This window comes from Aquiflexum gelatinilyticum (genome assembly GCF_024813435.1).
Taxonomy (GTDB): domain Bacteria; phylum Bacteroidota; class Bacteroidia; order Cytophagales; family Cyclobacteriaceae; genus Cognataquiflexum; species Cognataquiflexum gelatinilyticum.
Window position 1 is genome coordinate 64,646 of the sequence record NZ_JANAEZ010000013.1, and the last position, 26,408, is coordinate 91,053.

General features: G+C 40.4%; 32 protein-coding genes. 18 read left to right on the forward strand and 14 right to left on the reverse strand.

All coding sequences use genetic code 11. The features are described from left to right. Positions 1–177: 177 nt before the first annotated feature. From NK987_RS20635 to NK987_RS20665, 7 genes are all read left to right on the forward strand, one after another. A complete protein-coding gene (locus tag NK987_RS20635; RefSeq protein WP_259265396.1) occupies positions 178–1,290 on the forward strand; it encodes a Gfo/Idh/MocA family protein in 1,113 nt (370 codons plus the stop codon). Positions 1,291–1,435: 145 nt separating this feature from the next. Then, positions 1,436–1,672 carry a hypothetical protein gene (locus NK987_RS20640; protein ID WP_259265397.1) on the forward strand — a complete coding sequence of 79 codons (237 nt, stop codon included), beginning with the start codon at positions 1,436–1,438 and terminating at the stop codon, positions 1,670–1,672. Then, positions 1,657–1,950, forward strand: coding sequence for a type II toxin-antitoxin system RelE/ParE family toxin (locus NK987_RS20645; RefSeq protein WP_259265398.1), 294 nt, complete (start codon positions 1,657–1,659; stop codon positions 1,948–1,950). Before NK987_RS20640 ends, NK987_RS20645 begins: the two co-directional genes overlap by 16 nt. Before the next feature lie 256 nt (positions 1,951–2,206). After that, entirely contained in the window at positions 2,207–2,827 is a 621-nt protein-coding gene (locus NK987_RS20650) for a WG repeat-containing protein (protein WP_259265399.1), read from the forward strand. 198 nt (positions 2,828–3,025) lie between these two features. Continuing rightward, positions 3,026–3,571 carry a hypothetical protein gene (locus tag NK987_RS20655; protein ID WP_259265400.1) on the forward strand — a complete coding sequence of 182 codons (546 nt, stop codon included), beginning with the start codon at positions 3,026–3,028 and terminating at the stop codon, positions 3,569–3,571. Between the two features lie 60 nt (positions 3,572–3,631). Beyond that, entirely contained in the window at positions 3,632–3,964 is a 333-nt protein-coding gene (locus NK987_RS20660) for a hypothetical protein (protein WP_259265401.1), read from the forward strand. Between the two features lie 35 nt (positions 3,965–3,999). Beyond that, positions 4,000–4,368, forward strand: a complete 369-nt coding sequence (locus tag NK987_RS20665) for a hypothetical protein (RefSeq protein WP_259265402.1) — start codon at positions 4,000–4,002, stop codon at positions 4,366–4,368. A 464-nt stretch (positions 4,369–4,832) separates the two neighbouring features. On the opposite strand, the gene NK987_RS20670 is transcribed toward NK987_RS20665, so the two are convergent. Next, on the reverse strand, positions 4,833–5,012 hold the full coding sequence (locus NK987_RS20670) for a hypothetical protein (RefSeq protein WP_259265403.1): 180 nt from the start codon (positions 5,010–5,012) through the stop codon (positions 4,833–4,835). 173 nt (positions 5,013–5,185) lie between these two features. Between NK987_RS20670 and NK987_RS20675 the strand changes: the two genes are divergently transcribed. After that, entirely contained in the window at positions 5,186–5,554 is a 369-nt protein-coding gene (locus NK987_RS20675) for a hypothetical protein (protein WP_259265404.1), read from the forward strand. A gap of 256 nt (positions 5,555–5,810) precedes the next feature. Here the strand turns inward: NK987_RS20675 and NK987_RS20680 are convergent, their stop codons facing one another. The 3 genes from NK987_RS20680 to NK987_RS20690 all read right to left on the reverse strand — a co-directional run bounded on the left by NK987_RS20680 (position 5,811) and on the right by NK987_RS20690 (position 8,344). After that, entirely contained in the window at positions 5,811–6,449 is a 639-nt protein-coding gene (locus tag NK987_RS20680; RefSeq protein ID WP_259265405.1) for a hypothetical protein, read from the reverse strand. Between the two features lie 618 nt (positions 6,450–7,067). Further along, positions 7,068–7,988 carry a glycosyltransferase family 2 protein gene (locus tag NK987_RS20685; RefSeq protein ID WP_259265406.1) on the reverse strand — a complete coding sequence of 307 codons (921 nt, stop codon included), beginning with the start codon at positions 7,986–7,988 and terminating at the stop codon, positions 7,068–7,070. Beyond that, positions 7,964–8,344, reverse strand: a complete 381-nt coding sequence (locus NK987_RS20690) for a hypothetical protein (protein WP_259265407.1) — start codon at positions 8,342–8,344, stop codon at positions 7,964–7,966. The genes NK987_RS20685 and NK987_RS20690 overlap by 25 nt, the downstream gene beginning before the upstream one ends. 138 nt (positions 8,345–8,482) lie before the next feature. On the opposite strand from NK987_RS20690, the gene NK987_RS20695 reads away from it, so the two are divergent. Both NK987_RS20695 and NK987_RS20700 read left to right on the forward strand, forming a co-directional pair. Beyond that, entirely contained in the window at positions 8,483–8,878 is a 396-nt protein-coding gene (locus tag NK987_RS20695; RefSeq protein ID WP_259265408.1) for a heme-binding domain-containing protein, read from the forward strand. Beyond that, the gene (locus NK987_RS20700) at positions 8,875–9,342 is read left to right on the forward strand and encodes a heme-binding domain-containing protein (RefSeq protein ID WP_259265409.1); all 468 of its coding nucleotides are present in this window, start codon (positions 8,875–8,877) and stop codon (positions 9,340–9,342) included. Before NK987_RS20695 ends, NK987_RS20700 begins: the two co-directional genes overlap by 4 nt. Before the next feature lie 98 nt (positions 9,343–9,440). Here the strand turns inward: NK987_RS20700 and NK987_RS20705 are convergent, their stop codons facing one another. From NK987_RS20705 to NK987_RS20720, 4 genes are all read right to left on the reverse strand, one after another. Next, a complete protein-coding gene (locus tag NK987_RS20705; RefSeq protein WP_258424026.1) occupies positions 9,441–9,788 on the reverse strand; it encodes a HepT-like ribonuclease domain-containing protein in 348 nt (115 codons plus the stop codon). Further along, positions 9,778–10,071 (reverse strand): nucleotidyltransferase family protein, encoded by a 294-nt coding sequence (locus NK987_RS20710; protein ID WP_258424027.1) that lies wholly within the window; start codon positions 10,069–10,071, stop codon positions 9,778–9,780. The genes NK987_RS20705 and NK987_RS20710 overlap by 11 nt, the downstream gene beginning before the upstream one ends. 97 nt (positions 10,072–10,168) lie before the next feature. Continuing rightward, positions 10,169–10,672 carry a hypothetical protein gene (locus NK987_RS20715; protein WP_259265410.1) on the reverse strand — a complete coding sequence of 168 codons (504 nt, stop codon included), beginning with the start codon at positions 10,670–10,672 and terminating at the stop codon, positions 10,169–10,171. A 44-nt stretch (positions 10,673–10,716) separates the two neighbouring features. Beyond that, a complete protein-coding gene (locus NK987_RS20720) occupies positions 10,717–11,232 on the reverse strand; it encodes a regulatory protein RecX (RefSeq protein WP_259265411.1) in 516 nt (171 codons plus the stop codon). A gap of 72 nt (positions 11,233–11,304) precedes the next feature. On the opposite strand from NK987_RS20720, the gene tpiA reads away from it, so the two are divergent. The 3 genes from tpiA to NK987_RS20735 all read left to right on the forward strand — a co-directional run bounded on the left by tpiA (position 11,305) and on the right by NK987_RS20735 (position 13,460). Next, positions 11,305–12,066 carry a triose-phosphate isomerase gene (gene tpiA, locus NK987_RS20725; protein WP_259265412.1) on the forward strand — a complete coding sequence of 254 codons (762 nt, stop codon included), beginning with the start codon at positions 11,305–11,307 and terminating at the stop codon, positions 12,064–12,066. Between the two features lie 369 nt (positions 12,067–12,435). Beyond that, positions 12,436–13,266 (forward strand): 50S ribosomal protein L11 methyltransferase, encoded by an 831-nt coding sequence (prmA, locus tag NK987_RS20730; RefSeq protein WP_259265413.1) that lies wholly within the window; start codon positions 12,436–12,438, stop codon positions 13,264–13,266. After that, positions 13,263–13,460 carry a hypothetical protein gene (locus NK987_RS20735; RefSeq protein WP_259265414.1) on the forward strand — a complete coding sequence of 66 codons (198 nt, stop codon included), beginning with the start codon at positions 13,263–13,265 and terminating at the stop codon, positions 13,458–13,460. Before prmA ends, NK987_RS20735 begins: the two co-directional genes overlap by 4 nt. A gap of 58 nt (positions 13,461–13,518) precedes the next feature. On the opposite strand, the gene NK987_RS20740 is transcribed toward NK987_RS20735, so the two are convergent. Genes NK987_RS20740 through NK987_RS20750 form a run of 3 tightly spaced genes read right to left on the reverse strand, consistent with a single transcriptional unit; the run spans position 13,519 to position 17,396 of the window. Then, complete coding sequence (locus NK987_RS20740) at positions 13,519–14,862, reverse strand: dicarboxylate/amino acid:cation symporter (RefSeq protein ID WP_259265415.1); 1,344 nt, start codon at positions 14,860–14,862, stop codon at positions 13,519–13,521. Between the two features lie 16 nt (positions 14,863–14,878). Then, positions 14,879–15,955 carry a chorismate synthase gene (gene aroC, locus NK987_RS20745; RefSeq protein ID WP_259265416.1) on the reverse strand — a complete coding sequence of 359 codons (1,077 nt, stop codon included), beginning with the start codon at positions 15,953–15,955 and terminating at the stop codon, positions 14,879–14,881. After that, positions 15,948–17,396, reverse strand: a complete 1,449-nt coding sequence (locus NK987_RS20750) for a BatD family protein (protein WP_258424035.1) — start codon at positions 17,394–17,396, stop codon at positions 15,948–15,950. Before NK987_RS20750 ends, aroC begins: the two co-directional genes overlap by 8 nt. 117 nt (positions 17,397–17,513) lie before the next feature. Here NK987_RS20750 and NK987_RS20755 point away from each other — a divergent pair, with 117 nt between their 5' ends. Next, on the forward strand, positions 17,514–17,705 hold the full coding sequence (locus tag NK987_RS20755; protein ID WP_258424036.1) for a hypothetical protein: 192 nt from the start codon (positions 17,514–17,516) through the stop codon (positions 17,703–17,705). A gap of 33 nt (positions 17,706–17,738) precedes the next feature. Here NK987_RS20755 and NK987_RS20760 read toward each other — a convergent pair whose 3' ends face one another. Continuing rightward, entirely contained in the window at positions 17,739–18,911 is a 1,173-nt protein-coding gene (locus tag NK987_RS20760; protein WP_259265417.1) for a hypothetical protein, read from the reverse strand. Between the two features lie 282 nt (positions 18,912–19,193). On the opposite strand from NK987_RS20760, the gene NK987_RS20765 reads away from it, so the two are divergent. Both NK987_RS20765 and NK987_RS20770 read left to right on the forward strand, forming a co-directional pair. Continuing rightward, positions 19,194–20,309: a hypothetical protein gene (locus NK987_RS20765; protein ID WP_259265418.1), complete on the forward strand. Its 1,116-nt coding sequence runs from the start codon at positions 19,194–19,196 to the stop codon at positions 20,307–20,309. 7 nt (positions 20,310–20,316) lie between these two features. Continuing rightward, complete coding sequence (locus NK987_RS20770; RefSeq protein WP_259265419.1) at positions 20,317–22,116, forward strand: Kelch repeat-containing protein; 1,800 nt, start codon at positions 20,317–20,319, stop codon at positions 22,114–22,116. Between the two features lie 21 nt (positions 22,117–22,137). Here NK987_RS20770 and queG read toward each other — a convergent pair whose 3' ends face one another. Then, on the reverse strand, positions 22,138–23,076 hold the full coding sequence (gene queG / locus NK987_RS20775; protein ID WP_259265420.1) for a tRNA epoxyqueuosine(34) reductase QueG: 939 nt from the start codon (positions 23,074–23,076) through the stop codon (positions 22,138–22,140). Positions 23,077–23,115: 39 nt separating this feature from the next. Continuing rightward, positions 23,116–24,150, reverse strand: coding sequence for a Holliday junction branch migration DNA helicase RuvB (ruvB, locus tag NK987_RS20780; protein ID WP_258424041.1), 1,035 nt, complete (start codon positions 24,148–24,150; stop codon positions 23,116–23,118). A gap of 158 nt (positions 24,151–24,308) precedes the next feature. On the opposite strand from ruvB, the gene NK987_RS20785 reads away from it, so the two are divergent. Together NK987_RS20785 and NK987_RS20790 are read left to right on the forward strand one after the other, a co-directional pair. Next, positions 24,309–25,370 carry an FAD:protein FMN transferase gene (locus NK987_RS20785; RefSeq protein WP_259265421.1) on the forward strand — a complete coding sequence of 354 codons (1,062 nt, stop codon included), beginning with the start codon at positions 24,309–24,311 and terminating at the stop codon, positions 25,368–25,370. Between the two features lie 87 nt (positions 25,371–25,457). After that, a complete protein-coding gene (locus NK987_RS20790; protein WP_258424043.1) occupies positions 25,458–26,240 on the forward strand; it encodes a ZIP family metal transporter in 783 nt (260 codons plus the stop codon). Positions 26,241–26,408 lie beyond the last annotated feature (168 nt).

Sequence of the window (26,408 nt, forward strand, 5' to 3'; positions counted from 1 at the left end):
AGCACACAGAGCGCACATAGCTGGAGGACTCCAACATCTTCTTACCTTTCACCAATAACCAAATAACCCTTAACCAATAACCATCAACCACCTACTTTTCAACCCTACCCATCAATTAATCAGTTAACCAAATAACCATTAACCCAAATAACTTAATAACCAATAACCATAAAAGCCATGAGCCAGAAACAAATCAACATCGCCATCGTCGGACTGGGTTTTGGGGCGGAATTCATCCCCATCTACCAAAAGCATCCGCTCGCCAATATGTATGCCATCTGCCAAAGAAATGAAGACAAGCTCAATGAAATCGGAGATGCCTTTGGCGTTGCGAAGCGCTATACCGATTACGATGAGCTCCTCAAAGACCCAAACATAGACGCTGTCCATATCAATACCCCGATCCAAGCCCATGCCGAGCAATCACTCAAAGCACTCCGGGCCGGCAAGCATGTCGCCTGCACGGTGCCCATGGCCACGACTGTGGAAGAGTGCCGTCAGATCGTCGAAGCCTGTGAGGAAACAGGACTGACATACATGATGATGGAGACGGTGATCTATTCCCGTGAATTCCTTTTTGTCAAAGAGATGTATGAGAAAGGGGAATTGGGTAAAATCCAGTTTCTGAGAGCAAGTCACCAACAGGAGATGGCCGGTTGGCCGGGATACTGGGAAGGGCTGCCGCCGATGCACTACGCGACGCACTGTGTGGGTCCGGTATTGGCACTGCCAAAAGCACAGGCCGAATACGTGTCCTGCTTTGGTTCGGGGAGGATAGACGAAAACCTCATCCCAAAATACGGTTCTCCCTTTGCCATCGAGACCTGTCATATCAAACTCAAAGACTCCGACCTCTCCGCAGAAGTCACCCGCTCACTCTTCAACACGGCGAGACAATACCGCGAAAGCTTTGATGTCTATGGTTCCAAAAAGTCATTTGAATGGACACTGATCGAGCATGAAGACTCCGTCATCCATACCGGGGAAGTCCCCGAGCGGGTCAAAATCCCAGATTATGCCCACCTGCTTCCAAAGGAAATCTCTTCCTTCACCACCGCAGGCGTATATGATTCGGATGACAACCAACACCTTTCCTTTATCCAAGGGGCGGGACACGGCGGTTCGCATCCGCACCTTGTCAATGAATTTCTGTCGGCCCTGCACGAAGGAAGGGCACCGTATCCTGATGCAAGACAGTCCGCCAACATCACCTGCGTTGGCATCCTTGCCCATGAGTCAGCGATGGCCGGTGGTCAGCTCATGAAACTTCCTGACTTTACCCTCAGGTAAGCCTATTCCCTACAACCTATATCTCTCCAACCAGAACCACTGCGAAAGCGGTGGTTTTTTTGTATTAAATTCAAATTGAGGGATGAAGGAATCAGTTACCAAACCGATTAAAATTCCTAATTTAGGATATCAAAATATAAACATTATGTCAGTATCTGAACTCAAATTGGAGATAATCAATAAAGTAACCTCCATTTCTGATGAACAAATCCTTGAAGACATCATCAGACTGATCAATCAAGAATCAATTTTAGCCCAAACCTATAAGCTTACCCAAGAGGAACGTAACGCAGTCCAAAAGGGGCTTCAGGATGTTGCTGATGGGAATTTGCATTCTTCTGAATCTGCGAAAAATATGCTTGAGGAATGGTTAAAGAAATAGTCTGGACCCGCAAGTCAATTGAAGACAGATACAAAATCTATCTTTATTGGGCAAAAAGAAATAAATCAGAGGTATTCAGCAAAAAATTGGAATTGCTTTTTAATCAGACAGCTATGCTCGTATCTCAATTCCCTAATATCGGACTTGTAACTGATTTTCCTGATGTTAGGGTAAAAATCATCAAAGATTTCAAAATGTTTTACCTCAATCATCCCGATAAAATCGTGATACTTCGGGTTTGGGATACAAGACAAAATCCAAAAAAGTTAAAGATGTAGGAACGTACTTTTCAAATAAAAAAGCTCATGAAGCTGCCGGACTTTACCCTCAGGTAAACCTATTCCTACAACCTATATCTCTCAAAACACAAGAACCACTGCGAATGCGGTGGTTTTTTTGTGGGGTTTTGGGAAGGAATGGATCAGATAAAATGTCCGGAGGATGGATTGGATAAATGATAAACTAATCAGATATTTCAGAAAAAGAAGCAAACGAATACGGCTATCTTATCAAAAACTGGTGTTAATACAAAAAATGAATAAGGCCTTTATATTTCTTGGACTCCTTATCGTATCTGCATGCAATAGTGATAATCCTGAACTTTTTAAAGTTGAAATTAAGGAAACAGGATCTTGGGTAATGATTTTTGACTTAGTAAATCAGGACGGAAAAACAATTCGAACACTAGACACAACAAAATATTTTTCAATTGACCTGAATAATTATGATTACGGCCATTTCGCTATCTTTCAATTGAAAGATCGTCAAGGTTTTTATGCGATAAATTCGAATGAAGATATCCTATTTAAGGTCTTTAATACAACAATTGGAGAAATAAACCCAGATTACCTAGTCGAGAATAAGATCCGTATTATCGATGAATCCGGCAGAATTGGTTTTGCAAATCAAGAAGGAGAAATAATTATCGAGCCACAGTTCGAAATGGTAACTGCATTTTTTCAAAATAAGGCAATAATTGGAGAAGGTTGCAAAGTAGTGCTTATAAACACGCCAGAAGAAGAATCAGGAGATTACCACTATTCTACAAATTGCTCTCGATACGGCTACATCAATGAAAATGGCAAAATATTAGAAATTGGAGCTTATTCATTTGAAGAAATAATGGATAAAATTCAATGGAAGCCCCCTATCTGATTATGGTTTCACTTTTCTGGGTTTAGGGATATTCTGTAAAACAGTTGGAAGCAATTACATCCCTGTTGGGAATACTATATTTGGCTAAATTGATTTGGGATGTTATTAATAATCAAATTAACATAAAATAAATTGGGAAACATCAAATCAAAAAATCAGACGAAGGTAGTTACCATAATATGCTTGACTTTTGTCATTTTGACAACATTCTATTACCATATTGATAAGCATTTAACAGGTATAGGATTTATTATTTTGACTCTTATAATCCCGACAACATTTATCGCAATGCTTGTCTACCTGATAAAAGGACTTATTGGGATAATTAGAAATCGAAATAATTTAACCCTACTTTTTTGTATGCCGACAATAATAACGGTAATAACTTTTCTATTCATATTTAGCCCATGGTATTTTGACTCTGAGGATTTAGAAAGTAAAATTGAATTCAGAGCTTGCTATGAAGGGACACAAAATCAATCTTCCATTAAATTTAGAGAGGATAAAAGCTTTGAAATACATTCGACAGGTGTATTCTTTGCCAATTCCTGGTATACAGGACATTGGAACAAATCCGGAGATACCCTTTTCATGGAATTTGACGATAAAAATCCTGGATTTATTGGTGACACCTTGGTTATTCGGAATGAATATTTAATTGAATTAAAAAAATTAGCTTTAACTGACTCCACAAAGGACTACAGGAAAAATTATTATTTAGGTTATTGTAAAGGATTAAATTGAAAAATTTTCTTTCTCTTATTCAACTATAACAGGGTTTTTGTCCTACTCGAAAAACCAAATATGGATAACATTGACTTAATTACCATTAAAGTTAAATTAAGATTAAAAACAACCTCTGAAGGTGGGCGATGGTCAGGAATCTCTTCAGGTTATCGGCCTAATCATGTTTTTGAATACAACAAGAAAGGAAATTTCAATACCTCCTTTATTGGAGAAATTACTTTTGACAAGGAATGGATTCAACTTGGGGAGGAGGAGATTGTAACCATAAGTTTTATACCCGGACAGGTTGAAAAATATTTGAATGTTGGACAAAAATGGTGGTTACATGAAGGAAAGCAACTCGTTGGAGAAGCTGAGATTCTGCAAGAAATTGAACCCACCTTCGGATAGCTGCAAAGCGTTAGCAACAAGGATAAAAATCAAATATGGATTTCCTAGAACAACAAAGACAAAAACACATAAAACAGTTAGTATCCAATTCTCGGGCGATTATTTCTAATCAAGTAGGACTTCCACTTGGTGTCTTGAAAATGAATAAATACATCAACTGGATTGGTAACATCAAGCCACTGGAAAATATTGATTTGGAAATTTTCTCAACATATTACATCAATATGGACGATCTACCAATAGGCACAGAACGCTTGGAATGGAGTATTGAAAAGCTGATTGAATTTGAAGAAGCATTTGACGCGAATAACAAGTTTTTTAGAGCGGATGTATTAAGAAAATGTAGGGAAATAATCGACAAATTTGGTTCGGAGACAACAACTGAACCAGAAAAAGAAGATTAGACAATAGTATTAAACTTAAAAAAATTCCCCTTTCTGAGTGTAGTTTGACTTTTGATGGTGAATCCCTCTTTAGGTGTAGTTTAAGGTTTGATCCTAGGACTGGGTGGAATTTGTAATTCCACCCTTTTATTTTTACCAATTTGTAATTGGAATCATTGATCAACCGTCAGAATTTCATAGAGATATAGAATTACAAATTCAAAATGATAGGAAGGGAAGCTGAGATTCTGGAAATAATCGAACTAATTAGTAAAATTAAGGAGTAAATATATATTCAATTGAATTAGGAATCTCCGACTAGATGTAATTCTAAATTACATCTTTTTCGTTCCTAAGAATTTGTAATTCAATAATCCCCGCAGGGGTACTTCCGAAGTGGGAGGGGGTACTTCGGAAGTACCCCCTCCCACTTCATAGGTGAACTCACTCACCTTTTTACCGAACTCGGTCATCTTTTTGCTAAACTAGTTCTCCTCGGAGGTGAACTCACCGACCTTTTTGCTGAACTCGGTCACCTTTTTGGTGAACTCACTTACCTTTTTGCCGAACTCGGTAACCTTTTTGGTGAACTCACTGACCTTTTTGCTGAACTCGGTCGCCTCGGAGGTGAACTCAGTCGCCTTTTTGCAGAACCAGTTCGCCACAGAGGTGAATTCACTGACCTTTTTGCTAAACTAGTTCGCCTCAGAGGTGAACTCACCATAAACCTCCCTAATTTTAAGTTTGAATATTTTAGGATTGAAGAATAGTTTGTCTGTATTTTACAGAAGAACAAACCCGTTTATTTACTCAGTAACAAAATATAAAATCCATCATCATGAAAAAATTAATTTCGCTGACTTTTTGCTTGGCTTTTTTTGGTCTTGCAAATTCCTTTTCACAAACAATTAATGATATTCCGATTAAAGAAATTGATATTGAATACATCCAAATTGTTGGTTCGGGAAATTTTAGAGTTGGGAAAGTTGGAGTAAGAATAGATTTTGGAAATGAAAACAAATACTTAAGCACCAAAGAAATCAGAATTAAAGATGAAAATGGGGAGCTTTTGGAGTTTAACTCTATGATCGATGCATTAAATTTCTTGAGTAAAAATGGCTATGAATTTATTGATGCTTACACTTTACCACTTGAATATAATGATACATGTTTCTATATTCTGAAAAAGAGGGATATACGGAGGTAGGACTTTCAACCTACCTAGCATATTGTTTTTAAAGTTTGATATAATTACAATCAGAGAGGGTACTTGCGAAGTACCCTCTCCCATTTCATATACTAACTCACTTGCCTTTTTGCCGAACTCGGTTCACCTTCTTGTTTTTCCATTCCTATCATGAATCCTCATTTTATTGCGACAAATGAATCATCCAAAAGAGTAAAACAAAAATTCCGGGCCAAAACGACCCGGAATCTTCCAGTAAAAATGATTTGCAATAAAATTACCTTACCTGAATCTGTCCAATCCTGTCAATAAAGGGGCCAAAATTCAGGGTTGCTCCAACTCGAGAACAAGAATAATCAACAAGAAAAGCTTCTGCAGATGGGTAGAAATTAAACCAATCAGGGTAAAAATAAAGGTTTAAAGTACTCTGATCAGATGGAGCATTTACTCCTTCCCCATTGTCTTTTACTTTTATAAACACGATCCAGTTTTCCTGAAAATTCCCTGATACCACTTCCGTCACAATTCCGGCGATAGTGGATTCATTACCATCCACACTCACGCAGATAGAATTCATATAGAAATGACCAATAGTTGGTGAATTGACTTGCCATTCCCCAGTTACACCATCACTATCCTGAACGGCAGCAAAGTTGTATTTTGAACCTGCTTCAGTACGAAAATTCCCGGTCACTTTTAGATTGGGACTAACACTCATATTCAGACCATGACTAGGGGTACTAGCCGGAAAGTCCTTTGTACTATAGCTTGTTATTTTCCCCTCCTCATTGACACTGTTCATTTGTAGGTCCATGGAGGTGGTGGGATCCGGGGAGAAGTTGTCCTGGGATTCCTGTTCGCAACCCATCAGGAAGAGAACACATACGACTGCGTAATAGAGTTTTAAATTTTTCATGGTTATTTTGGTTTTAAAGGTTAATCAACCACTTCAGAACTGAGCCAAAGCTATCAACACCATTGGTTTGATTCGTAATTGGTTGATGTGGTTTGTTTATAATAAAGATGCGAAAATCAGAATTTTCTTTTTGTTGACTCAGGACAAAACCATTCAATTTCTTCCCCAACTGATGATATTTCTTTCCGAACGTGGAGGTTGATTTATACCTGTTTACATCGTTATTTTTACCTTAAATAACAGTCCAGATAGGATTGAAAGACATTACTGATTTTCACCAATTGGATGCTATTAAACCTAGGTGGGATTTGGGCTTTGTTATTGAGTCTTGGTGATTTGGTAATTCGGTCTGAGTGTAGTTTAACGCCAGATGTTGCAACTGGATGGAATTTGCCTACCCCACACCAGGCCCAAAGCTAATTCCGATAGCTACCGGAACCAAAGGGATCATTCCAAACGCTTTGTCCTACCCTTTAATTTTTATGAATTGAAAATTCCGTTTTATCAAAATACCACAGGAACCTACTCCGGAAGACTAGTATAGAGTGTGCAAATAATTATTGCCCTTTGTAGGGCTTGGTTATTGAGGATGAATAAATAAGTATTACAGCATTAAGCCTACCTGAATCCCTTTTTCAGTTCTTTTCTGATCTCTTTGGCCTCATCCAACTTGTCAAAAAACCACCTCCGCATTTCCAAAAACTCTTTTTTGTACTGGTCTCCTTGGGTTTTTTGGAGCTTTTTCCATGTCCGGTTCAATTGGTAATAACCGACAAACCAGGCAATAGCCATGTGTTTTCTGATATCAAGTAATTGGTGGAGGGGAAAAGACCTGAGCTTTATCGGCAAAAATTTGGTTTTATCCCGGGCATTCCGGTCGTGAATCATCGCCGTAGCCACCTGAATCCCTATCTTGTAGCCAAAATACTGCGCCCGGGCGGCAAAGTTGTTGTCTTCACCGTAATGGAAAAAAACAGGGTGAAACAAACCCGTTTTCCGGATCATTTCAGCACTGAGAAACCATGCTGCCGCTCCCACAAACTTTACCTCTATCACTTGTGCAGGATTTTCATTGCTTAATTCCTTTATGGCCTTACCCGGGTCGGGAGAATAATGTTTCGCAACCTGCCCCTTGAATACCGGATCGAAATCGAGTCCCGAACTGTCTAACTGAACAGGGCTTAGGATGCCGAATTGCGGATTTTCTAAAGCTGTGGAATGTAACTTTGCGATACAATCCTGCTGCACATAAGCATCTTGGTTTAATAGAAAAATATGGGAATATCCAAGATCCAAAGCCCTTTGGATCCCGATATTATTGGCTCCGCCAAATCCAAGGTTGGAGGGTAACTGTATGAATTCAATTTTTTCAAGGAAAGGACTGATGACTTCAAAGGTATCGTCAGTGGAGTTGTTGTCCAAAAGAATGATATCCGAACTAACCGAGCTTTGGAACAAATGCTCCAAACACTTTTTTATCCACCGGGATCCATTATAGGTCACGATAATAGTTGCTATCCCTGTCTTTGATTTTCGCATTGGTTTAAAATTTTACTGCCTTTGAATCCGCTATTTCTGAAATGCCTTGCCTTCCATGTAGATCTTATGGCTTTCCTGCAAAGGTCTACATCGATCTCACAAATAGAAATATATCCAAGGGAAATATACAGCGTGAAAATCAAAGAATGCGAAAAGATGGATGAGAAAAGGTGGAAAGTGTGGACAGATACAGCTTTCTGCGAATTAGAAATTGGCTTTTGATTTCTTTGAAACCGGGTTTTTTTGAAAGAAAAGAAAGTTCCACTTACCCGAATTTTGAGATATATCCTGTAAATCGGGCGTATGTTACCGTCACTCAAAAAAAGGATTCCCGGTTCATTTACATGCCGCTTCATTTTTGTAAAAGGTCTGAAATCAAGCCGATTAAACCTGAAAATTATCGGTTTCTAAAAAATAGTTCCAAACTGATCCCCTACTCTTGCATGACTGGAAAAATTTATTGAAATTCCTGCTATAACCATAAAACCCTCACTATGAAAAAATCTTTTTTACTTCCGACTTTGGCCATTCTCGGCCTGTTGTTTATCCAAGGTACTTCCAAAACCGATGCTTTATCAGAGTACGAACTGCATGCTTTGGCTCCTGACATGCCCGCCAATGTCAAGGCAGTCGTCGAGCAAAAGTGCTACGGCTGTCATAATGCCGAATCCAAAAACGAAAAAGGAAAAGCGAAGCTGGATTGGGATGCCTTTGAGGCAACCAAGAAATCCAAGCAAATGGCCACCATGGCCAAAATCAACGAAACATTGTCAAAAGGGGAAATGCCTCCTGCAAAGTTCCTCGAAAACAGGCCTGAGGGAAAGTTGTCCGAGTCTGACCTTGCGACGTTAATGGAATGGAGCGCCGGCAAAAAGAAATCAAAAGAATGAAACTCTGGCAATATATCTTGGGCGGCGTTGCCGTGATATTTATAGGGATCCAATTTGTCCCCAATGAACTACCTGTGGTAGAGCCCAACAATCCCGGTGACATCGTACTCAACGGCCTGGCAAGTGAAGAGATTTCTACCATGCTGAAAACATCATGCTACGCCTGTCACAGCAATGAGACGGTCTATCCTTGGTATTCGTATGTTGCGCCCTCCTCTTGGCTCGTCGCCAAGGATGTGCGAGAAGGCAGGGAGGAACTCAACTTTTCCATCTGGCAGGAATACGACATGATGGACAAGCTCAAAATTCTGGATGACATTGCCATTGAAGTAAAAGAAGGCAGGATGCCGATGGAGATCTACACCTTGATGCATCCCTCCGGAAAGCTTGACGATGCGCAGCGTGCCAAGATCGTGACTTGGGCAGAGGAGACGATGGATATCGTGGCTGAGAAAGAAGGATAAGTCTCAAAATCCATTAGGTCAGATATAAATAAAAAAACCACCAATATCATGGTGGTTTTTTGCTTTGAGTTTAGATTTTCTTTTCTAGGGTCAAAGTTTTAATCCAAAGATTTCAAAATCTTTTCCATGTCAGATTTTAACTCAGGAATGTCAGTTTCAATTATCTGCCAAACCAGAGTAGCATCGACGCCAAAATACTCATGAACAAGAACATTCCTTAAAGAGATTATCTCTTCCCAACTTATTTGAGAATTGTTGGACTTTAAATCTTGTGAAATATGGTTGCTAGCCTCCCCAATTATCTCTAATTGCTTGATACAGGCAAAGCGAACCATGGAATTATTAAAAAAATCACCAATCTCCATATTTGCTACATAAGATTCGATTTCAACTATAGCATCAAGAATATGCTTTATGCGAATTTTATCCCCAAGTTTACTTCGCATAAATCAGTTTTTTTTCACCATCAATGATCGGTTTGATATATTTTGATAAGCCTGCTGAAGAAACCAAATCAACTTTTTTGTCAAGAAGATTTTCCAATTCAAGCTTCATTTGAATAAATCCCAATCCAATCTTTACAGAATAATCCAAATCAACCAAAATATCAACATCACTTTGTTCATCAGCCTCTTCCCTTACAAAGGACCCAAAAAGGTACGCTTTCAAAACCGGCTTCGTTTTGAAATAATCCTTAATAACTGCAATTTTTTCAGTTCCCAAATGCATGTTTCAAAGATACCAATAATTTGAAAAGAGCAATACCACACAATACATGTTTGGATTTCAACCTAAAAAACAAAAAACCACTGGGATGGTGGTTTTTTTATGCTGACTTGAGCTTAAGCTCGCCTTTACGCTTGATGATTTTGAGTTCGAAGTACTCGTTGATAAAAAACTTGCAGTGGTTTTCTGACCATTCTGACCTCGATTCTGTATCAAAAAGCAGGGTCATGCGAAGCATTGTTTTTACATATTGCTCGTGATATCCGAATTCGTGAACCCACTGAATCAATTGCAAAGACCATTCTTCCTGAAACTTCTCCAAATGTGTCCTGCCGTCAAAAAGCAGTTCCAATTGGTTGTCTTTGTTCTTAAATCGGTAGATCCCACAAAGCTGTCTGTAAATCATCCTCAGCCTGTCCTTTGGATACTCATAGGTATCAAGGATTTTGGCAAAGGTTTCGTCCATCAGCATCAATGGATTGTAAAGTTGGGTGTAGGATTTTTTGAGTTCAAAAACCATCACTTCAAGCATTTGCTCTTCCAAAATGGATTGGGCCTGTCTTAAAATGTAATTTTTGTCAAGGGGAAATAACTTTTGAATCATTTGGCTGTCAAATCTTTCGCAAATTAGCCTTTTGCTTCCAGAAATTAAAGGTTTTGTCCTGAAAAAACAGTTTCTACAGCACTTTGGACCAAATCACTTTCAAATCCCCTACCTATCAGGTACTGTTGGATTTTGTACTTTTTCTTAAAGGGATCGGGTTCTTTAACGAACTCGGATTTTTTCTCCACCAAGTCCAGGAGCTTTTGCCAATAATCTTCAGGATCAATTTCTTTCATGCCCGACTTGATACAGTTAGGACTGACTTTTCGGAGTTTGAGTTCTTGAGTGATTTTGTTTCTCCCCCACTTTTTAAGGTTAAACTTTCCCCTGACAAAAGCCTGTGCAAAGCGCTCTTCATTCAAAAAACCCTCCTCGATCATATGGGAAATCAATTCCTCTGCCTGTTCACCATGAATTCCCTTTTCAGCCAGTTTGCTCCTGACCTCCTCCTGACAGCGCTCTTGGTAAGCGCAATAAGCCGCTATTCTAAGCTTGGCTTCTGTCGGAGACCAGTACTTTTTGAGTCGATCGGGATTATATTCTTTTCGTGGGTAGGACATTTTATGTAATTTTAGCCCAAAGTAACTTTTGAAGTTATTTTTTTCAAATCTAACCATCAAACCGAAGAAACCATGCGCAAAAAAATTGTTGCCGGAAACTGGAAAATGAACCTCACTTTTGAAGAAGGCCAAAAACTGACTTCCGAAATCGTCAATATGCTCAAGGATGAAAACATCAAAGATGTCATCGCTGTCCTTAATCCACCTTTTGTTCACCTCTACCCTGTCAAAAAACTGATCGGGGATACGCCAAATCTTTTTCTTGGTTCGCAAAATTGCTCCGACAAAGCTTCGGGAGCATATACAGGAGAAACTTCCGCCGCGATGTTGGCTTCATTTGGTGCAACGTACGTCATCATCGGACATAGCGAGAGAAGGGAATACTTCAAAGAATCTAACCAATTGCTTACCGAAAAAACCAAGCAGGCACTTGCAAACGGACTGACGCCAATCTTCTGTTGCGGTGAACCATTGGAAATCCGAGAAGCCGAAACACATGAGGCCTATGTAAAGCAACAATTGACTGAAAGCTTGTTTGATTTTTCTCCTGAAGAAATGTCCAAAATCGTCATCGCTTATGAACCTATCTGGGCCATCGGAACAGGAAGGACAGCTTCCTCAGATCAGGCACAGGAAATGCATGCGGCTTTGAGAAGCCATTTGGCAAGCAAATTCGGCAAAGAGTTGGCGGACAATATTTCTATCCTGTATGGCGGTTCAGCCAATCCGGGCAATGCGAAAGACCTTTTTTCCAAACCTGATGTGGACGGAGGATTGATCGGTGGGGCATCGCTGAAGTCAAGGGATTTTGTGGAGATAGTGAAGTCTTTCTAAGGAAGAATTACGATGTTTGATTTACGAGGTTGATAATTGTCCAACCCTAGTTAAAAAACCTTAGGTTCAATTCTCAATTGGCTTTGGAGACACTGCCTAGGGCTAGGCAATTTCAAGGATAAAGAGAGATGTTTCATTACTTGTCCTATGACGTTTCGGTCGGGGCGTCACTCTGAGTGAAGTGAAGAGTCTCTCTAATTTAAAATAAGAGATTCTTCACCTCCGCAAGCTACGGTTCAGAATGACGCGACTCCAACTGTCAATCCTATGCAGATCCTTATTTACCAAATCAGATTAATTTAATATCAAGGTAACACAAATCGGCAGTGGAGACACTGCCGCTTATGCATAATGCAAACAACAATACAAATGGACTATTTAGAATTTAAGATTTCCTGCACAGAACCATTTCGAGAGATCCTTATTGCGGAGCTTTCTGAAGTCGGTTTTGATTCATTTTTGGAAACAGATGAAGGGATCGACGCCTATATTCAGGAGGATTTGATCGCCAGGGAAGCCTATCAGGAAATCATCGACAGGTATAAAGAGGCCGGAAAGATTGAAGTCCAGGAAGGCAAGATGCCCAAAGTCAATTGGAATGAGGAGTGGGAAAAGCATTATGATCCCATCTTTGTCGGCGATCAGGTGTATGTGAGGGCTTCCTTTCACGAACCCAGACCCGAATTCAAATATGAAATCCATATCAATCCTAAAATGTCTTTTGGTACGGGACACCATGCTACCACATTTTTGATGTTGTCCCATCAGCTTACCTTAGATCATTCTGGCAAGAGGATTTTGGATATCGGAGCGGGTACAGGCATTTTGGCAATCATGGCACATAAACTTGGGGTTTTGGAGATTGAAGCCTTTGACATAGACGAATGGTGCGTGGAAAACGGCAATGAAAACTTTGACTTGAACGGCATGTCCAAAGTCAGGATGGGAAAAGGAACCGTACGGGAAGTGAAGCCTCAGGGAGAATTCGACATTGTCTTGGCCAATATCAATAAAAATGTCCTCTTGGACGAAATGGAAGTTTATTCAGGTCTTGTGAAAAAAGGAGGGAAACTCTTGCTAAGCGGATTTTATGAGCATGACATTGCCGACATCCAAAACAGGGCTTCTTCCTTTGAACTTACCCTTTTGGAGCAAAAAACCAAAGACAACTGGGCGGCTTTAATTTTGGAGAAAAAATGACCGAGCTGATAATTTACGCTTTCCTATTTATTGCCCTGATAGGACATACACTCATGGCCTCCAAGATGTACCGAACCGTACATGCTGATGAATCCCTAGGCTTAAAAGAAAAGAATGACTGGAAGCTTAAAGCCTTGATTTTTCCAGGTTATTTCTTTGGGAAATATAAAAGGCAAAAGACATCCAAAAAGTAAAAATCCCTCCAAGAATCAAAATCTTGGAGGGATTGAACAGGTTGAATATTCCAATTTTTTAGCCTTCAGCATCCTCAATATTTGGAGTAAAAGGATTTGATTGACGGATCATTCCTGAAGGCAATTCTCCTTCCGTAGAAGCCACCGCGACGCATACTGCCGCATCTCCGGTAATATTGACGACAGTCCTAAACATGTCCAAAATCCTATCCGGTGCAATGATGAGGGCGATTCCGGCTCCAGGTACGCCTATAGCCTCCAATACTATGATCAACATGATCAATCCTGCACCCGGTACACCGGCCGAGCCTATTGCTGCCAAAGTAGCTGTCAAAACAATTGTCAATTGCTGGGAAATCGTCAGGTCCATACCCAAAGCCTGGGCAATAAATACTGCGGCAACCGCCTGATACAAACTTGTTCCGTTCATATTGACGGTAGCACCCAATGGCAGGACAAAGCTTGACACTTCCTCAGATACTCCGATTTCTTCTTCCACAATCTTCATCGTTACAGGTAGTGTGGCAGAACTCGAAGAAGTCGAAAAACCCAACAACATCGCAGGTCTAAAGGCTTTTAAGAAGGTGATGAAAGGAATTTTGGTGAAGGATTTTAGCAACACGTAATAAACTCCAAATACCACCAAAAATAAACCTCCTAGTACGACCAAAGTATATTTGAGGAGGGCTAGGAGCAGCTCAACTGCAGAATCAGGATCTTCTCCGGCAATCTCGACTATCAGGGAAGCCATCAATGCAAATACACCATAGGGCGCAATCAGCATGATGTACTCCACGATTTTGATGATCACATCATTGAATGCATCAAAGAAACTGGTAAAGTTTTTTGCTTTTTCCTTGGGAATCTGGAGTAAAGCAATGCCAACAATAATGGCAAAAAAGACAACCTGAAGCATGCTGCTGTTGTCTGCTGCTGCTTGGACAATGTTCTCGGGGACGATTTCAATCAATGGTTGCAAGGGGCCCTGGGTGGTGACTTGAGCAGCCTGGTCCGACTTAGATCCTACTGTGTCATCGTACAAGGACATCAAGCTGTCCCTTGTGGCTTGGGGAAGGCTTTTACCTGGTTTAAAGACATTGACCAACAAAAGTCCGATAGAAATCGCAATAATGGTAGTAATCAAATAAGCTAAAAGTGTTTTTCCGCCGATCCGGGAGAGTTTGGATACATCCCCAAGATTTGCAACGCCGATTACCAAGGAGGCAAATACCAATGGCACTGCAATCATTTTCAGGGAATTGATGAAGATAGTTCCTATTGGTTTCACAAAATTGATAATAATATAGGGATCAACACCGAATTTGATCATGACCAATCCTACTACCAATCCCAAAACCAATCCGATGATGATCTGGGTATGCAAGGGTATCTTTTTCAACATGTTGAGTTGGGTTAAATTATAATTTGTTTGTACGGCTGATCAAAAGGTAATCAGCCAAAACCAAAGCGGCCATCGCTTCGACTATGGGAACTGCTCTAGGCACTACGCATGGGTCGTGTCTGCCTTTACCCGAAACGGTAACTGAGTCTCCGGATTCATTGACAGATTCTTGATCCTGCATGATAGTTGCGACAGGTTTAAATGCCACATTGAAATATATATCTTCTCCGTTGGATATCCCGCCTTGGATCCCACCGGAATTATTGGTTCTAGTCCTGACCCGATCACCATCCTGGTAATACGCGTCATTATGTTGCGAGCCACGCATCTTCACCCCCTCAAACCCACTTCCGTATTCAAAGCCTTTTACGGCATTGATGCTCAGCATGGCCTTGCCCAATTCGGCATGCAGCCGGTCGAATACAGGTTCACCCAATCCGGGAGGAACGCCTTTGGCCACACAGGAAACTATTCCACCCACTGTATCCCTGTTCTTTCTGACCTCATCGATGAACTCAATCATCTTTTCGGCCATTTCCGGATCCGGACAGCGCACGATGTTTTCCTCAGCTTTAGCAAGATCAAGTTCTTGGTAGCTCTTCTCCAACTTCATGTCACCTACCTGACTGACATAAGCTTGGATACTGACACCGTAGTGTTTCAAAAGCATTTTGGCAATCGCACCACCTGCTACCCTCGCTGCCGTTTCCCTGGCACTGCTCCGGCCTCCACCGCGGTAATCACGGATGCCATACTTTTCGAAATAGGTATAATCCGCATGGGAAGGTCTAAATTTATCAGAGATATGGCTATAATCTTTACTCTTTTGGTCGGTATTCATGATGACCAAACCGATCGGCGTTCCTGTGGACTTCCCTTCAAACACCCCTGACAAGATCTGAAATTCATCTTCTTCTTTTCTTTGGGTGGTGATTTTGGATTGGCCTGGTTTGCGCCGCTGCATTTCGTTTCGGATAAATTCCTCATCGATCGGCAAACCTGCCGGACAGCCTTCTATCACGACACCCAAACCCAATCCGTGGGATTCGCCGAATGTACTTATCCTAAATATCCTTCCAAATGAATTACCCATTGCCTCTTCTTGTGATCAGGACGGCTAGTAGAATGACTGAACCGACCAATAATAAATTGATAAAAACTGAAAAATAGTACTTATATCTCTGGTTTGAAAGCTCGTTGTTTTCCACATCAATCAAATCATAAATCCCTCCCAAACGCTGATTGGAAATGGCTTGGTTGACTTTGGACTCCCCGGTAACATTAAGGATGGCTTTGGGTCTCAGGGTATCGTATTTTTCCAAAGCAGGATTAAAATATATCCATTCAAAGTAATCCCCGAGGTTGATTGTCCCTGGTTCGTTGATGGTAAGGTAATAGCTGAATTCCTTGATGCCGGTAATTTTTCCATTCCCTCTGTTGACCTGCTGACGTACATTGGGATCGAAAGTATTTAATAAATGGATCTGTTTTGTCTGCGGCGGAGAAATCGAATTGATGTTTCCCTGCCCGGTAATTCCAAAATTATAGGTGATGCCTTCTCCCGTTTGCGCTTCAAATTCCGTGATATTTTCTCTCAACTGAAAAATCCCGACACTGACTTCATTTCTGAGTGGATGTGGTGGCAGGGGTTTCACTTTGATAGTTTTTGAGGAAGAGGTAAAAGTTTTGAAATCCTCTAATCTATTGCTGCCAAAGAAAGTTGGATTCTTGGCCACTTTGTATTTGATCATTTCCCATGAAATGGGTGGGATTGTAATTTCACCTTCTGAAAAAGGAAAGAAAGTCGCTTCGTAAACTTTATATTTGATCCAGTTTTTCCCGTTAAAAGTCACCCTTTCAGGCTGGATATTGGTGATGTTGAAGTTTTCTTCCCAAGCATTGGCAGGCTTCATCTTTTTAAGAATAGCGTCCAATTGCTTGCCCGGTTCATAAAACTGAAAAGGGGCCTGATTGGTCTCAGACATGTAAAAAGCCAAGCTTACATTGAATCCTTCTCCAACATATATTTCTTCTTTATCTACGGATGAAGCAAAAAATGCGTCATCTTCGATTTCAATAAATTCGGGTTCTTCCCTTGTCCCGCCAAAAATATCACTGAAAGGATCCGATTGGTTTGGTTGTCTTTGGGCTGCCCGTGCATCGACTACGGTGACGGATTTACCGGGAGAGGCGTAGTCGGTTCCATTTATTTTGATGCTAAACTTTCCAATGTTAACAACACCTTTTTTGGTCGGTTTATAATATTGGATAATGCTGCTGGTACTGCTGACCTGCCCATTGATGACATTCATAGAAGATGATTGGGAAAGGCCCTGTTTTTGAAATCCGGCTATTTCCGGGAACTCATCATAGGATTTGATCTTGTCGTTTGCAATGGTCACTTTGATGCTAAACGTCTCGTTGAGTGCTATTTCATCCGGCCCCAATTCTATGGCCACTTCTTGGGCGAAAGTGCCCATAGAAATAAAAAGAAACAAACATACAAGAATAGCGCTGACTGTCGTTTTACTCATGTTGGTATGACTACTAATGGTTTGCAAATTAGCTTTATATTTTAAACGCAACAAACCAAATTACATGTCGTATTAACAAACAATCTGTTTAATCATTACTTATAAATTCTTTAAAATATGCTGGAATACGTGAAAATCATCTTGATGAAAGTCAGTTTTGACGGAAAATTGTTTGAGAAAGAGTTGCGCAAGGCCCTAAACCTGCTGATGCCGACTGAGATACAGGAATTTAAGGATTGGTGTTACAGGAAGTTTTCAGGAAAATACGAACCCGTCCTAAATAAATATTTCATTAGCCTTGCAGGTTAAATCAAAAAGCCCCGAGTTTGGGGCTTTTTTTATTTATAGCAATACCGGATGCCTTTCAAAATGCTTCTGCCTATCAAACAAGTACCTGAAGGTAACCAAGGTCCGAAAGTGTTTTCCCCCGAGATTTTTTGAAATATTCAGCATTTTGGGATTAAAGTCCCCCTGCCAATATAGCTCCAGTTTTTTGTAGGAAGTGGTGGATTTGATGACTTTTTCCGCCTCCACGATCATATAATAATCAAGACCTGTGCCTTGGAATTCCGGTACCACACCGAACACCAAACCCACGAAATTCTCATTTTTCCCAAAGGTTTTGATGAGGAAGAATTTCAGTTTTGAAAACCAATCAAACTTTCCGTCAAGGTGCTTGATGATCTGATTGATGTCCGGAAGGTTGATCCACATCACCACAGGTTCATCTTTGTGATAGACAAACCAGATCAGCTTTTCATCCAAAACAGGTTTGATGGTTTTGAACAATTTCAACGCCTGTTCCGGTGAGATATCCTTGTTACCTTGATGCTTTGCCCAGGCCTTGTTGTACACGATACTGAGGTCTTTGGCATATTTCTCCAAGTTGTCCTTTTTGAGATATTCCGCCCTGAAGTCCGGGTTTCCATAAAACTTTTGATGGGCATCATAAAACTTCAGATCCAACTGATGCGCTTCTTGCGCCACTGAAAGACTCCAGCAAATCTGATTGTAAAAATTCTGGAAACCGTAGGCTTCAAATAATTTTTGGTAATAAGGCGGATTGTAATTCATGTTGTAGATCGGCGGATGAAATCCATCCACCAACAAACCCCACCATTTATCTCTGTCACCAAGGTTGATCGGCCCGTCCATTGCCTGCATTCCTTTTGACTCTAGCCAGTTTTTGGCAGTATCAAAGAGAAAGTCTGCGGCTTTATGGTCATCTATGCAATCAAAAAAACCGAATCCACCAACAGGGACATCATCCCCTTTGTTGGTGTATCTTTTATTTACAAAAGCGGCAATCCTTCCTATAAGCTTCCCCTGACCGTCTTTAAGGACCCATCGTTTGGCCTCGGATTTTGCCAAAAGTTTGTTCTTTTTTGGATCAAAAACTGACATCACATCAACATCCAATGGCCTGATCCAGTTGGGATAAGGCTTATTGATCAGGACATGAGCTTCCAGAAAATCCCTCTCCAGTTTTCCGGAATTGACTTCAAAAATCTTCATAGCATCTTATTCGTGACCCAAAATTAACCTATTTGATTTCTTAAATACAGATTTTTGGTTAGGATTTTAACAAAGAATGGCCTACCATAAACATGGATTACTTTATCAACCAGCATTTTAAGAGAAGCTATTTTTTTATCTCCATTTTTGAAAAAATGTGGCGGCACATCCCATTTTTATTTGGAAAAATTAGTTGATATAGATTAGATTTAGGTTTGAGTCGGCTTTACACCTTTTCCTTTCAGAATTAATTTTATGTACCCAAACCTTAAGTGTTTCAGAATGCTAATTTTTTTTAGCGTTTTGATGGTGTCAGCCACCTATTCTCTAGCCCAAAAACGAGTAAGAAACGATTATATCCTTTTCCAAGACAGTTTGCATATAGACGGAAGGATACTTGAAATTCCCACTTTAGAAAATCAAAGTTTGGTATTTCGATCAATAAAAGACGGACAAGAGAAAACTTATGGCGTAAATGATGTCTCGGAGTTTCAATACAAAGACAGAAAGTTTTTTAGAAAGGATATCGGGAGCCCTCGAGAAATGCTGGTTTTCCTTGAATTGATCCCTACGGAAAACCAGGATCTGGCTCTTTACAGACTAAATGTTAAAAAGGAAACCTTTTACCTGGAAAACAAATCAACAGGTAAGTTGTATGCAGTAAACGGTCAAGTGTCTGATGCTTTTTCTTCCCTGAACAAAAACGATGCTGTCAATCCACTGATAGGACTAACCAAGCAAACAGCGGGTTCCATTGCATACCTGCTAAATTCTGCCGATCAGGTGAAAGATTTGCGGACTTTTTCTAAACCAATTTATGTAGAACCATTTTTTGGAACTGGTATTGCGATTGCCGAATTCGGGATTGAACCTGTTGAACAGGTCACTGAAATGGCAGGTCTGGCCATTTCTGGAGGATTATCCATCGAAGCCTTTCTCAATTTCAAGCGAAATATCTCCATTTCATTCTCCCCTCAGTTGTTTGGATTCGATGCTACCAAGTTTGAGAAAATCCAATTGCCTAATGGGCAAAACTATGAAACCGACCTCAGCATATCCATGATTGCTTTGCAGTTTCCGGTGGCAGTCAAGTACTATATTGACCTTAAGCCACAAAAATTCCGAACCTACCTCGAAATGGGGTATTCCTTTTCCAATACCTTGAATCAAAAATCTTATCAATTTGGCGCGTGGAAAAAAAACAATGAAATCACTTTTCATTCTGACAAGCCTGTATTGGCAGACAGTTATCAGGGCATTCATTTTGGTGCAGGGGCCAACATTATCCGAAAAAACAATAGGATCCTGACTTTAGGATTGAAAAGCTATCTCCAAAGCGGAAATTTGGGAAACACGACTTTGTCTATGCATTTGATTACCCTTGGTCTTAAATTTTAATACACCCATGAAATTTTCCAGCAAAAATATACTTGCACTTTTTGTAGTCATTCTTCAGGCATGTACCATCGACAGCAATATTTCAGAAAGGGATTATCCGGTGATCAAGAGCCTAGGAATCAAAGATCTCAATGAATCAGGAGTCAACATTGATTTTATGATCATTCAAAACACCTCATCGACAATTGAGAGCTACGGTGTTCAATATAGGGCAATCGAGAAAGAAGGCTCTGCCAACATCAGCATTCCCGAGTACTTTTTTTATGAGGAAATTACAGGTAAGCCCCAAGGAAATCCCCTGTCAATCAGGCTACAATATGACCTGATTCCCGGTCTTACTTATTTTGCAAGACCTTTTGTCCGTTCGGGATCGCAGATGATTTTTGGTGAATCTTTTAATTTTTCCAGTCTTGGGGTCAAAGGGCCGGAAATAACCTCGGTCTCCGAATCCAAGCTCTTCCGATACCATTCATTAACAATTGAAGGGAACTACTTCAGTCGGAAACCGGAGAACAACATCCTTGATTTTGGAGGCTTGGAGGCGTATTTCAATTTCAGAATTATGGAGGCGACACCGACAAAACTTGTAGTAGAGGCTGTGAGAAATTCTTCTTTGATTTCTTCTTCAGGCCAAGAATTTGACCTTAAGATTTCAGTAAATGGTAAAACAGCGATACTAAAAGAAGCATTTGAAATAGGAATCCCAAATATCCTGACCGTATCACCAACCCAGTTATCAGTCGGTGAAAACATAACAATTGAATTAAGTTATTTGATCGAGATGGAATCAACTTGGTACCTTATTGATGCGAATAATATAGATTACAGAATACCGACGACTATAAATGAATCAAACAAAGTAGTGGGCGAAATTCCAAATATGCCTCCTGGTAAATATAAACTTGCGTTTAGGATTCAAAATTACAGTGAGATAAATTACGAGAAAGAGATCATTGTAAATGACAATTGGGTAAGCAGTCATGAAAATATTCCAAGAATAGTGGAGGGTTACTATAGTAACTTTTCAACGGGGAATGATATTTTGACTTATAACTATGGAACATATTTCGATATCCATGTTTTTAACTTAGCGGGTAATTCCATGAGTAAACTGGCTGATTTTCCTGATGATGGCAGAGGGAGGGCTTTTTATGCCTTATCTTACATGCCAAAGGACAATAAACTTTATTTTGGACTTGGAAATCAAAATGATTTCCCGAATCCACCGATTAATTATTCAGATTTTTATAGACTTGACCTAGTTTCAAAAAATTGGGAACAGCTACCAAACTTCATTGAGGGCCCTAATGCCGTTAAATTTTCTTTTGAATATGATGGAAAATTAACTTTTGTGTTTTACAACCGATCCAATTTCTATTTCTTTAATTCTGCTTTAAAAATATGGGAGGATTCAGGTATCCAAGTTCCCATTGAAATTAAAAATGCTACGAATATACTTTCGAATGACGGCACGATTTTCTTTCCTGAGATAAATTCCAATGTACTCAAACTGTTTTCGGTAAAAATTGGCCAATCACCAAAATTGTTGGGAGAATTTTCGGGTTTCTATGATCAAGGGTACCTTTGGTCAATCATTTCATTTGGAAACAGTATATTCTTAGCAAAAGGGAACAAAAATATTTTTGAATACAATTTAGCAGATGAAAGGATCAAACCTGTCCAAGGAATTTCAGCGATATTTAGAGAAGAGGCTAAATTTTATAAGGATGACAACAATCTTTACCTAGGATTTCGGGATTATGCCTATTATGATGATCAATTCCGGTTGTTTAAATTTGTCAGATAATATTAGAATAGTCCCTTAATCTTATTTATCCTTCTTTGCAAACCCAACATTCCTCCTCAATCCTTCCAGCTTCGTCCGCTTGACAGCCGACTTTGAAAAAACCTTACTGAATGTTTCTTCGGTGATTTCTTCCCAATCATGATTGGTCATTTTCTCCAATTCGGATTTGGGATCAAAAAGCGGTTCTTGGTGGGGTTTTGAAAACCTGTTCCAGGGACAGACATCCTGACAGATGTCGCAACCGAAAACCCAGTTTTCCATTTTTCCTTTGAAGGCAGAAGGTATATTTTCTTTCAGCTCAATCGTCAGGTAGGAAATGCATTTGGATCCATCCACCACACCGGGTTGGACAATGGCCTCCGTCGGACAGGCATCGATGCATTTGGTACATGTACCGCAATAATCCTTCAACATCGGCGGGTCAGGAGCGACCTCAAGGTCGATGACCAATTCTGCCAAAAAAAAGAAACTGCCCATTTCCTTATTGAGTAGAAGGCTGTTTTTTCCCAACCAACCCAAACCTGATTTTTGGGCCCACTGACGCTCCATCATCGGCGCCGAATCCACAAAGGCCCTCCCGCCAATTTCACCGATTTCTTGACGCAGGTTTTCAAGAAGTACTTTCAGTTTGTCTTTGATGACATGATGGTAATCCTGCCCATAGGCATATTTGGCGATTTTGTATGCTTCTTTTTCTTGGAACAAGGCCTTTTTGGGAAAATAATTATAGACCAAGCTGACCACGGTTTTTGCTCCTTCCACGAGTTTGGTGGGATCCAGTCTTTTGTCAAAATGGTTGGCCATATACGCCATCTCACCTTGATAATTTTGGTTGAGCCAAGCTTCAAGTTTGGGTGCTTCCGCTTCCAAAAATCCAGCTTTGGCAATGCCACAAAAATCAAAGCCCAGGTTTTTGGCCTGGGTCTTTATGATTTGGCTGTATTTTTCTGGAAGATTCACGCTGGATTAATTCCGAATTTGGAAATGAATGCAAAACAATTACTCAAATAAACTGCCACTACTTGCCCCAAAATTCGGTTTGATTTTTAGGTGTTTATAAGCAAGTTCGGTGGCCATCCTTCCGCGTGCTGTTCTTTTGAGGTATCCTTCCTGTATCAAAAAGGGTTCATACACTTCTTCAATTGTCTCAGCCTCTTCACTACAAGCGGTGGCGATGGTAGACAATCCAACCGGACCTCCTTTGAATTTCTCGATGATGGTGAGAAGGATTCTGTTATCCATTTCATCCAAGCCGTTTTCATCCACATCCAAGGCTTTCAGGGCTATTTTAGCAATATCCAATGTAATTGTTCCGGTTCCTTTGATCTCAGCAAAATCACGGGTTCTGCGCAAAAGCATATTGGCAATCCTTGGTGTACCACGGCTTCTCCTTGCGATTTCATAGGCAGCAACTTCTTCTATCGGTGTTTGAAGAATCCCTGAAGATCTCTGCACAATGTCGGTCAGGAGCTTGGCATCATAATATTCCAGTCGGGAATTGATCCCAAACCTTGCGCGAAGCGGTGAAGTCAATAATCCTGACCTGGTAGTAGCACCGATCAAGGTAAATGGATTTAGTGAAATCTGTACCGAACGTGCGTTGGGTCCCGAATCCAGCATGATATCAATCCTGAAATCCTCCATGGCTGAATACAGGTATTCCTCCACGATGGGATTGAGTCTGTGGATCTCGTCAATAAAAAGCACGTCTCCTTCGTCAAGATTGGTCAGTAAACCAGCCAGATCAGAAGGTTTGTCCAATACCGGACCTGAGGTAATTTTGATCCCTGATTCAAGTTCGTTGGCAATGATGTAGCTGAGCGTGGTCTTTCCCAGCCCCGGAGGGCCATGAAGAAGTACATGGTCCAAAGGTTCATTTCTTCGCTTGGCGGCGAGTACAAAGACTTTCAGGTTTTCTACAATTTTGAACTGACCTGTAAAGTCATCAAAACTCAAAGGCCTCAAAGCCTTCTCAATTTCTTTGTCAGATGAATTCAGTTTTTCTTTGTCCCCACTCAGGTAATCTTCTCTCATGGCTTTACAATCAGCAATTCACAAATATAGAAAATAAGCCCATGGCAAAAAGGTAAAATAAATTCGCAAAAAGCTTTTGCAACAAAATTGCAAATAATAAGATTTTTGGAACTTAATTTGGAAAATTACCCTTAACTTTCGAAAAATTGGTCTTTTATATGCGAACCAACGCCAATAAGAACATAATCTATTCCATTATCCTGCTGCTGTTGGTAGCGGTGGTGTACCTCTATCGTCAAAACCAACAAAAGCCCGTTGAGGAAACCGTGGTGAAAGTCACGGGAAAAGTGGTACTAAATGGGAATACGATGGGGACGACTTACAATATTACTTACCTTGATCCAACCGAAAGGGATTTTCAGGCAAGTATAGATTCCTTGTTGGCAGGTTTCAACCAATCGCTTTCCACCTATATTCCGGATTCTGAACTCAGCAGATTTAACCAAAGTGATACACTGTATTTCAAACTGCCTTATTTCTTGCCTGTTCTCCAAAGCAGCAAAACTGTATATGAAATCACAGGCGGGGCATTTGATCCGACAGTTGGTCCTTTGGTCAACCTTTGGGGATTTGGCCCGACAGGTCCGCAACTGAAAGACAGTGTCAACATTGATGGTATGTTGGATTTGGTAGGATTCAATAAAATCACTTTTGATTCGGCAAGTGTCAGAAAATCTCAATCGGGGATGTATCTCGATTTTAGCGCGATAGCAAAAGGATATGGTGTGGATGTCGTCGCTGAATTTTTGCAGGGAAAAGGAATAGAAAACCTTCTTGTAGAAATCGGAGGAGAATTGGTGGCAAGAGGAGTGAATGAAAAAGGTGAACTGTGGAAAGTGGGTATCAACCGTCCCGAAGAATTAGGAAGGGCAGATGATTTATTCAGCATTGTGGCTTTGCAGGATAAAGGAATGGCAACATCCGGAAATTACAGAAATTATTATGAAGCAGGGGGAATAAAAATCTCCCATACCATCAACCCCGCCACCGGCAGACCGGTCAACCACAGCCTTTTGAGTGCGACAGTATTGGCAAAAGACTGCATGACAGCAGATGCCTATGCCACTGCGATGATGGTGATGGGAACAGAAAAAGCCATTGAACTTCAAAAAAGCAGAAATCTATTTGAAATATTCCTGATTTACAGTGACTCTACCGGTCAGCTCAAATCCTTTGCAAGTGATGGAATCAAACCGTTTTTGTCATTTCCTCAAGATTAAAATAGTGACCACCCAGAAATCAACATGTATCGTTTTCTTAAAATTGAGTTCTTATTCCTGATTCAAGCCTAATTACCTTTATATCCCATGACATTCAATTTCCTGATTCTTTTCTTTACTGCTTTGATTGCAGGTGGATTGGCATATTTCATTCCAAGATGGGAGGAGCGGTATTTCAAATTGGTCCTGGTATTTGCAGGCTCTTATCTATTTGCCATCACGGTTCTGCATATCCTTCCTGAACTTTTTCTCGAATCATCAGATCCAACCAAGATGGGATTTTATATCCTGTTGGGATTTTTGTTGCAGCAGATCTTGGCCTTGTTGTCCACAGGCGTAGAACATGGGCATATTCACCATCCTGATCATCAACATCATGGCATGCAGGTTGGAGTTTGGACAATTATGATCGGATTGTTTTTGCATGCCTTTCTCGAAGGAACTTTGCTGACTGAAGACGGTTCTTTGGCAGGGCATTTACATGAACATGATGAGCACGCAGGCCACAGCCACCACCACCACGGCAGCAATAACCTGCTTTTTGGAATTCTATTGCACAAAGGGCCTGAGGCTTTTGCGTTGGTCGCAGTACTGATGGCAAGCCTTAAAAAAAGATGGGTTTTTGCTTTATTGGTAGTTTTTGCTTTTGCCTCTCCTTTGGGAATGATATTGAGTAATTTTTTGTATGAAAAAAATATCCTTGGAAGGGAAGGACTTAATGTATTTTATGGGATGGTAGCAGGTGGATTTCTCCATATCTCGACTACCATCTTTTTTGAAAGCAGTCCCGACCACCGTTTTTACCTCAATAAAGTCCTGATCAGCATCTTGGCATTTGGTTTGGCTGTGGTTTTGGAAATGTTGGTTTAAGGGATTGATGATTGGGTCATAACGCAATTTTTGCAAGGAAAAGAATGTTGAATTAGAATTCTTGGGTTTTGTTTTTCCCTTGAAGTAATTTTTTGGAGGATTGAAAAATCCGATTCTTATATTGGGTCAGTTTATCGATTTTAGATTTTAACACTGAAATCATTCCAT

Coding starts and splice junctions, on each gene's coding strand:
- NK987_RS20635 (WP_259265396.1), top strand. CDS start 178: ATGAGCCAGAAACAAATCAACATCGCCATCGTCGGACTGGGTTTTGGG.
- NK987_RS20640 (WP_259265397.1), top strand. CDS start 1,436: ATGTCAGTATCTGAACTCAAATTGGAGATAATCAATAAAGTAACCTCC.
- NK987_RS20645 (WP_259265398.1), top strand. CDS start 1,657: ATGGTTAAAGAAATAGTCTGGACCCGCAAGTCAATTGAAGACAGATAC.
- NK987_RS20650 (WP_259265399.1), top strand. CDS start 2,207: ATGAATAAGGCCTTTATATTTCTTGGACTCCTTATCGTATCTGCATGC.
- NK987_RS20660 (WP_259265401.1), top strand. CDS start 3,632: ATGGATAACATTGACTTAATTACCATTAAAGTTAAATTAAGATTAAAA.
- NK987_RS20665 (WP_259265402.1), top strand. CDS start 4,000: ATGGATTTCCTAGAACAACAAAGACAAAAACACATAAAACAGTTAGTA.
- NK987_RS20675 (WP_259265404.1), top strand. CDS start 5,186: ATGAAAAAATTAATTTCGCTGACTTTTTGCTTGGCTTTTTTTGGTCTT.
- NK987_RS20680 (WP_259265405.1), bottom strand. CDS start 6,449: ATGAAAAATTTAAAACTCTATTACGCAGTCGTATGTGTTCTCTTCCTG.
- NK987_RS20685 (WP_259265406.1), bottom strand. CDS start 7,988: ATGCGAAAATCAAAGACAGGGATAGCAACTATTATCGTGACCTATAAT.
- NK987_RS20690 (WP_259265407.1), bottom strand. CDS start 8,344: ATGAAGCGGCATGTAAATGAACCGGGAATCCTTTTTTTGAGTGACGGT.
- NK987_RS20695 (WP_259265408.1), top strand. CDS start 8,483: ATGAAAAAATCTTTTTTACTTCCGACTTTGGCCATTCTCGGCCTGTTG.
- NK987_RS20700 (WP_259265409.1), top strand. CDS start 8,875: ATGAAACTCTGGCAATATATCTTGGGCGGCGTTGCCGTGATATTTATA.
- NK987_RS20705 (WP_258424026.1), bottom strand. CDS start 9,788: ATGCGAAGTAAACTTGGGGATAAAATTCGCATAAAGCATATTCTTGAT.
- NK987_RS20710 (WP_258424027.1), bottom strand. CDS start 10,071: ATGCATTTGGGAACTGAAAAAATTGCAGTTATTAAGGATTATTTCAAA.
- NK987_RS20715 (WP_259265410.1), bottom strand. CDS start 10,672: ATGATTCAAAAGTTATTTCCCCTTGACAAAAATTACATTTTAAGACAG.
- NK987_RS20720 (WP_259265411.1), bottom strand. CDS start 11,232: ATGTCCTACCCACGAAAAGAATATAATCCCGATCGACTCAAAAAGTAC.
- tpiA (WP_259265412.1), top strand. CDS start 11,305: ATGCGCAAAAAAATTGTTGCCGGAAACTGGAAAATGAACCTCACTTTT.
- prmA (WP_259265413.1), top strand. CDS start 12,436: ATGGACTATTTAGAATTTAAGATTTCCTGCACAGAACCATTTCGAGAG.
- NK987_RS20735 (WP_259265414.1), top strand. CDS start 13,263: ATGACCGAGCTGATAATTTACGCTTTCCTATTTATTGCCCTGATAGGA.
- NK987_RS20740 (WP_259265415.1), bottom strand. CDS start 14,862: ATGTTGAAAAAGATACCCTTGCATACCCAGATCATCATCGGATTGGTT.
- aroC (WP_259265416.1), bottom strand. CDS start 15,955: ATGGGTAATTCATTTGGAAGGATATTTAGGATAAGTACATTCGGCGAA.
- NK987_RS20750 (WP_258424035.1), bottom strand. CDS start 17,396: ATGAGTAAAACGACAGTCAGCGCTATTCTTGTATGTTTGTTTCTTTTT.
- NK987_RS20755 (WP_258424036.1), top strand. CDS start 17,514: ATGCTGGAATACGTGAAAATCATCTTGATGAAAGTCAGTTTTGACGGA.
- NK987_RS20760 (WP_259265417.1), bottom strand. CDS start 18,911: ATGAAGATTTTTGAAGTCAATTCCGGAAAACTGGAGAGGGATTTTCTG.
- NK987_RS20765 (WP_259265418.1), top strand. CDS start 19,194: ATGCTAATTTTTTTTAGCGTTTTGATGGTGTCAGCCACCTATTCTCTA.
- NK987_RS20770 (WP_259265419.1), top strand. CDS start 20,317: ATGAAATTTTCCAGCAAAAATATACTTGCACTTTTTGTAGTCATTCTT.
- ruvB (WP_258424041.1), bottom strand. CDS start 24,150: ATGAGAGAAGATTACCTGAGTGGGGACAAAGAAAAACTGAATTCATCT.
- NK987_RS20785 (WP_259265421.1), top strand. CDS start 24,309: ATGCGAACCAACGCCAATAAGAACATAATCTATTCCATTATCCTGCTG.
- NK987_RS20790 (WP_258424043.1), top strand. CDS start 25,458: ATGACATTCAATTTCCTGATTCTTTTCTTTACTGCTTTGATTGCAGGT.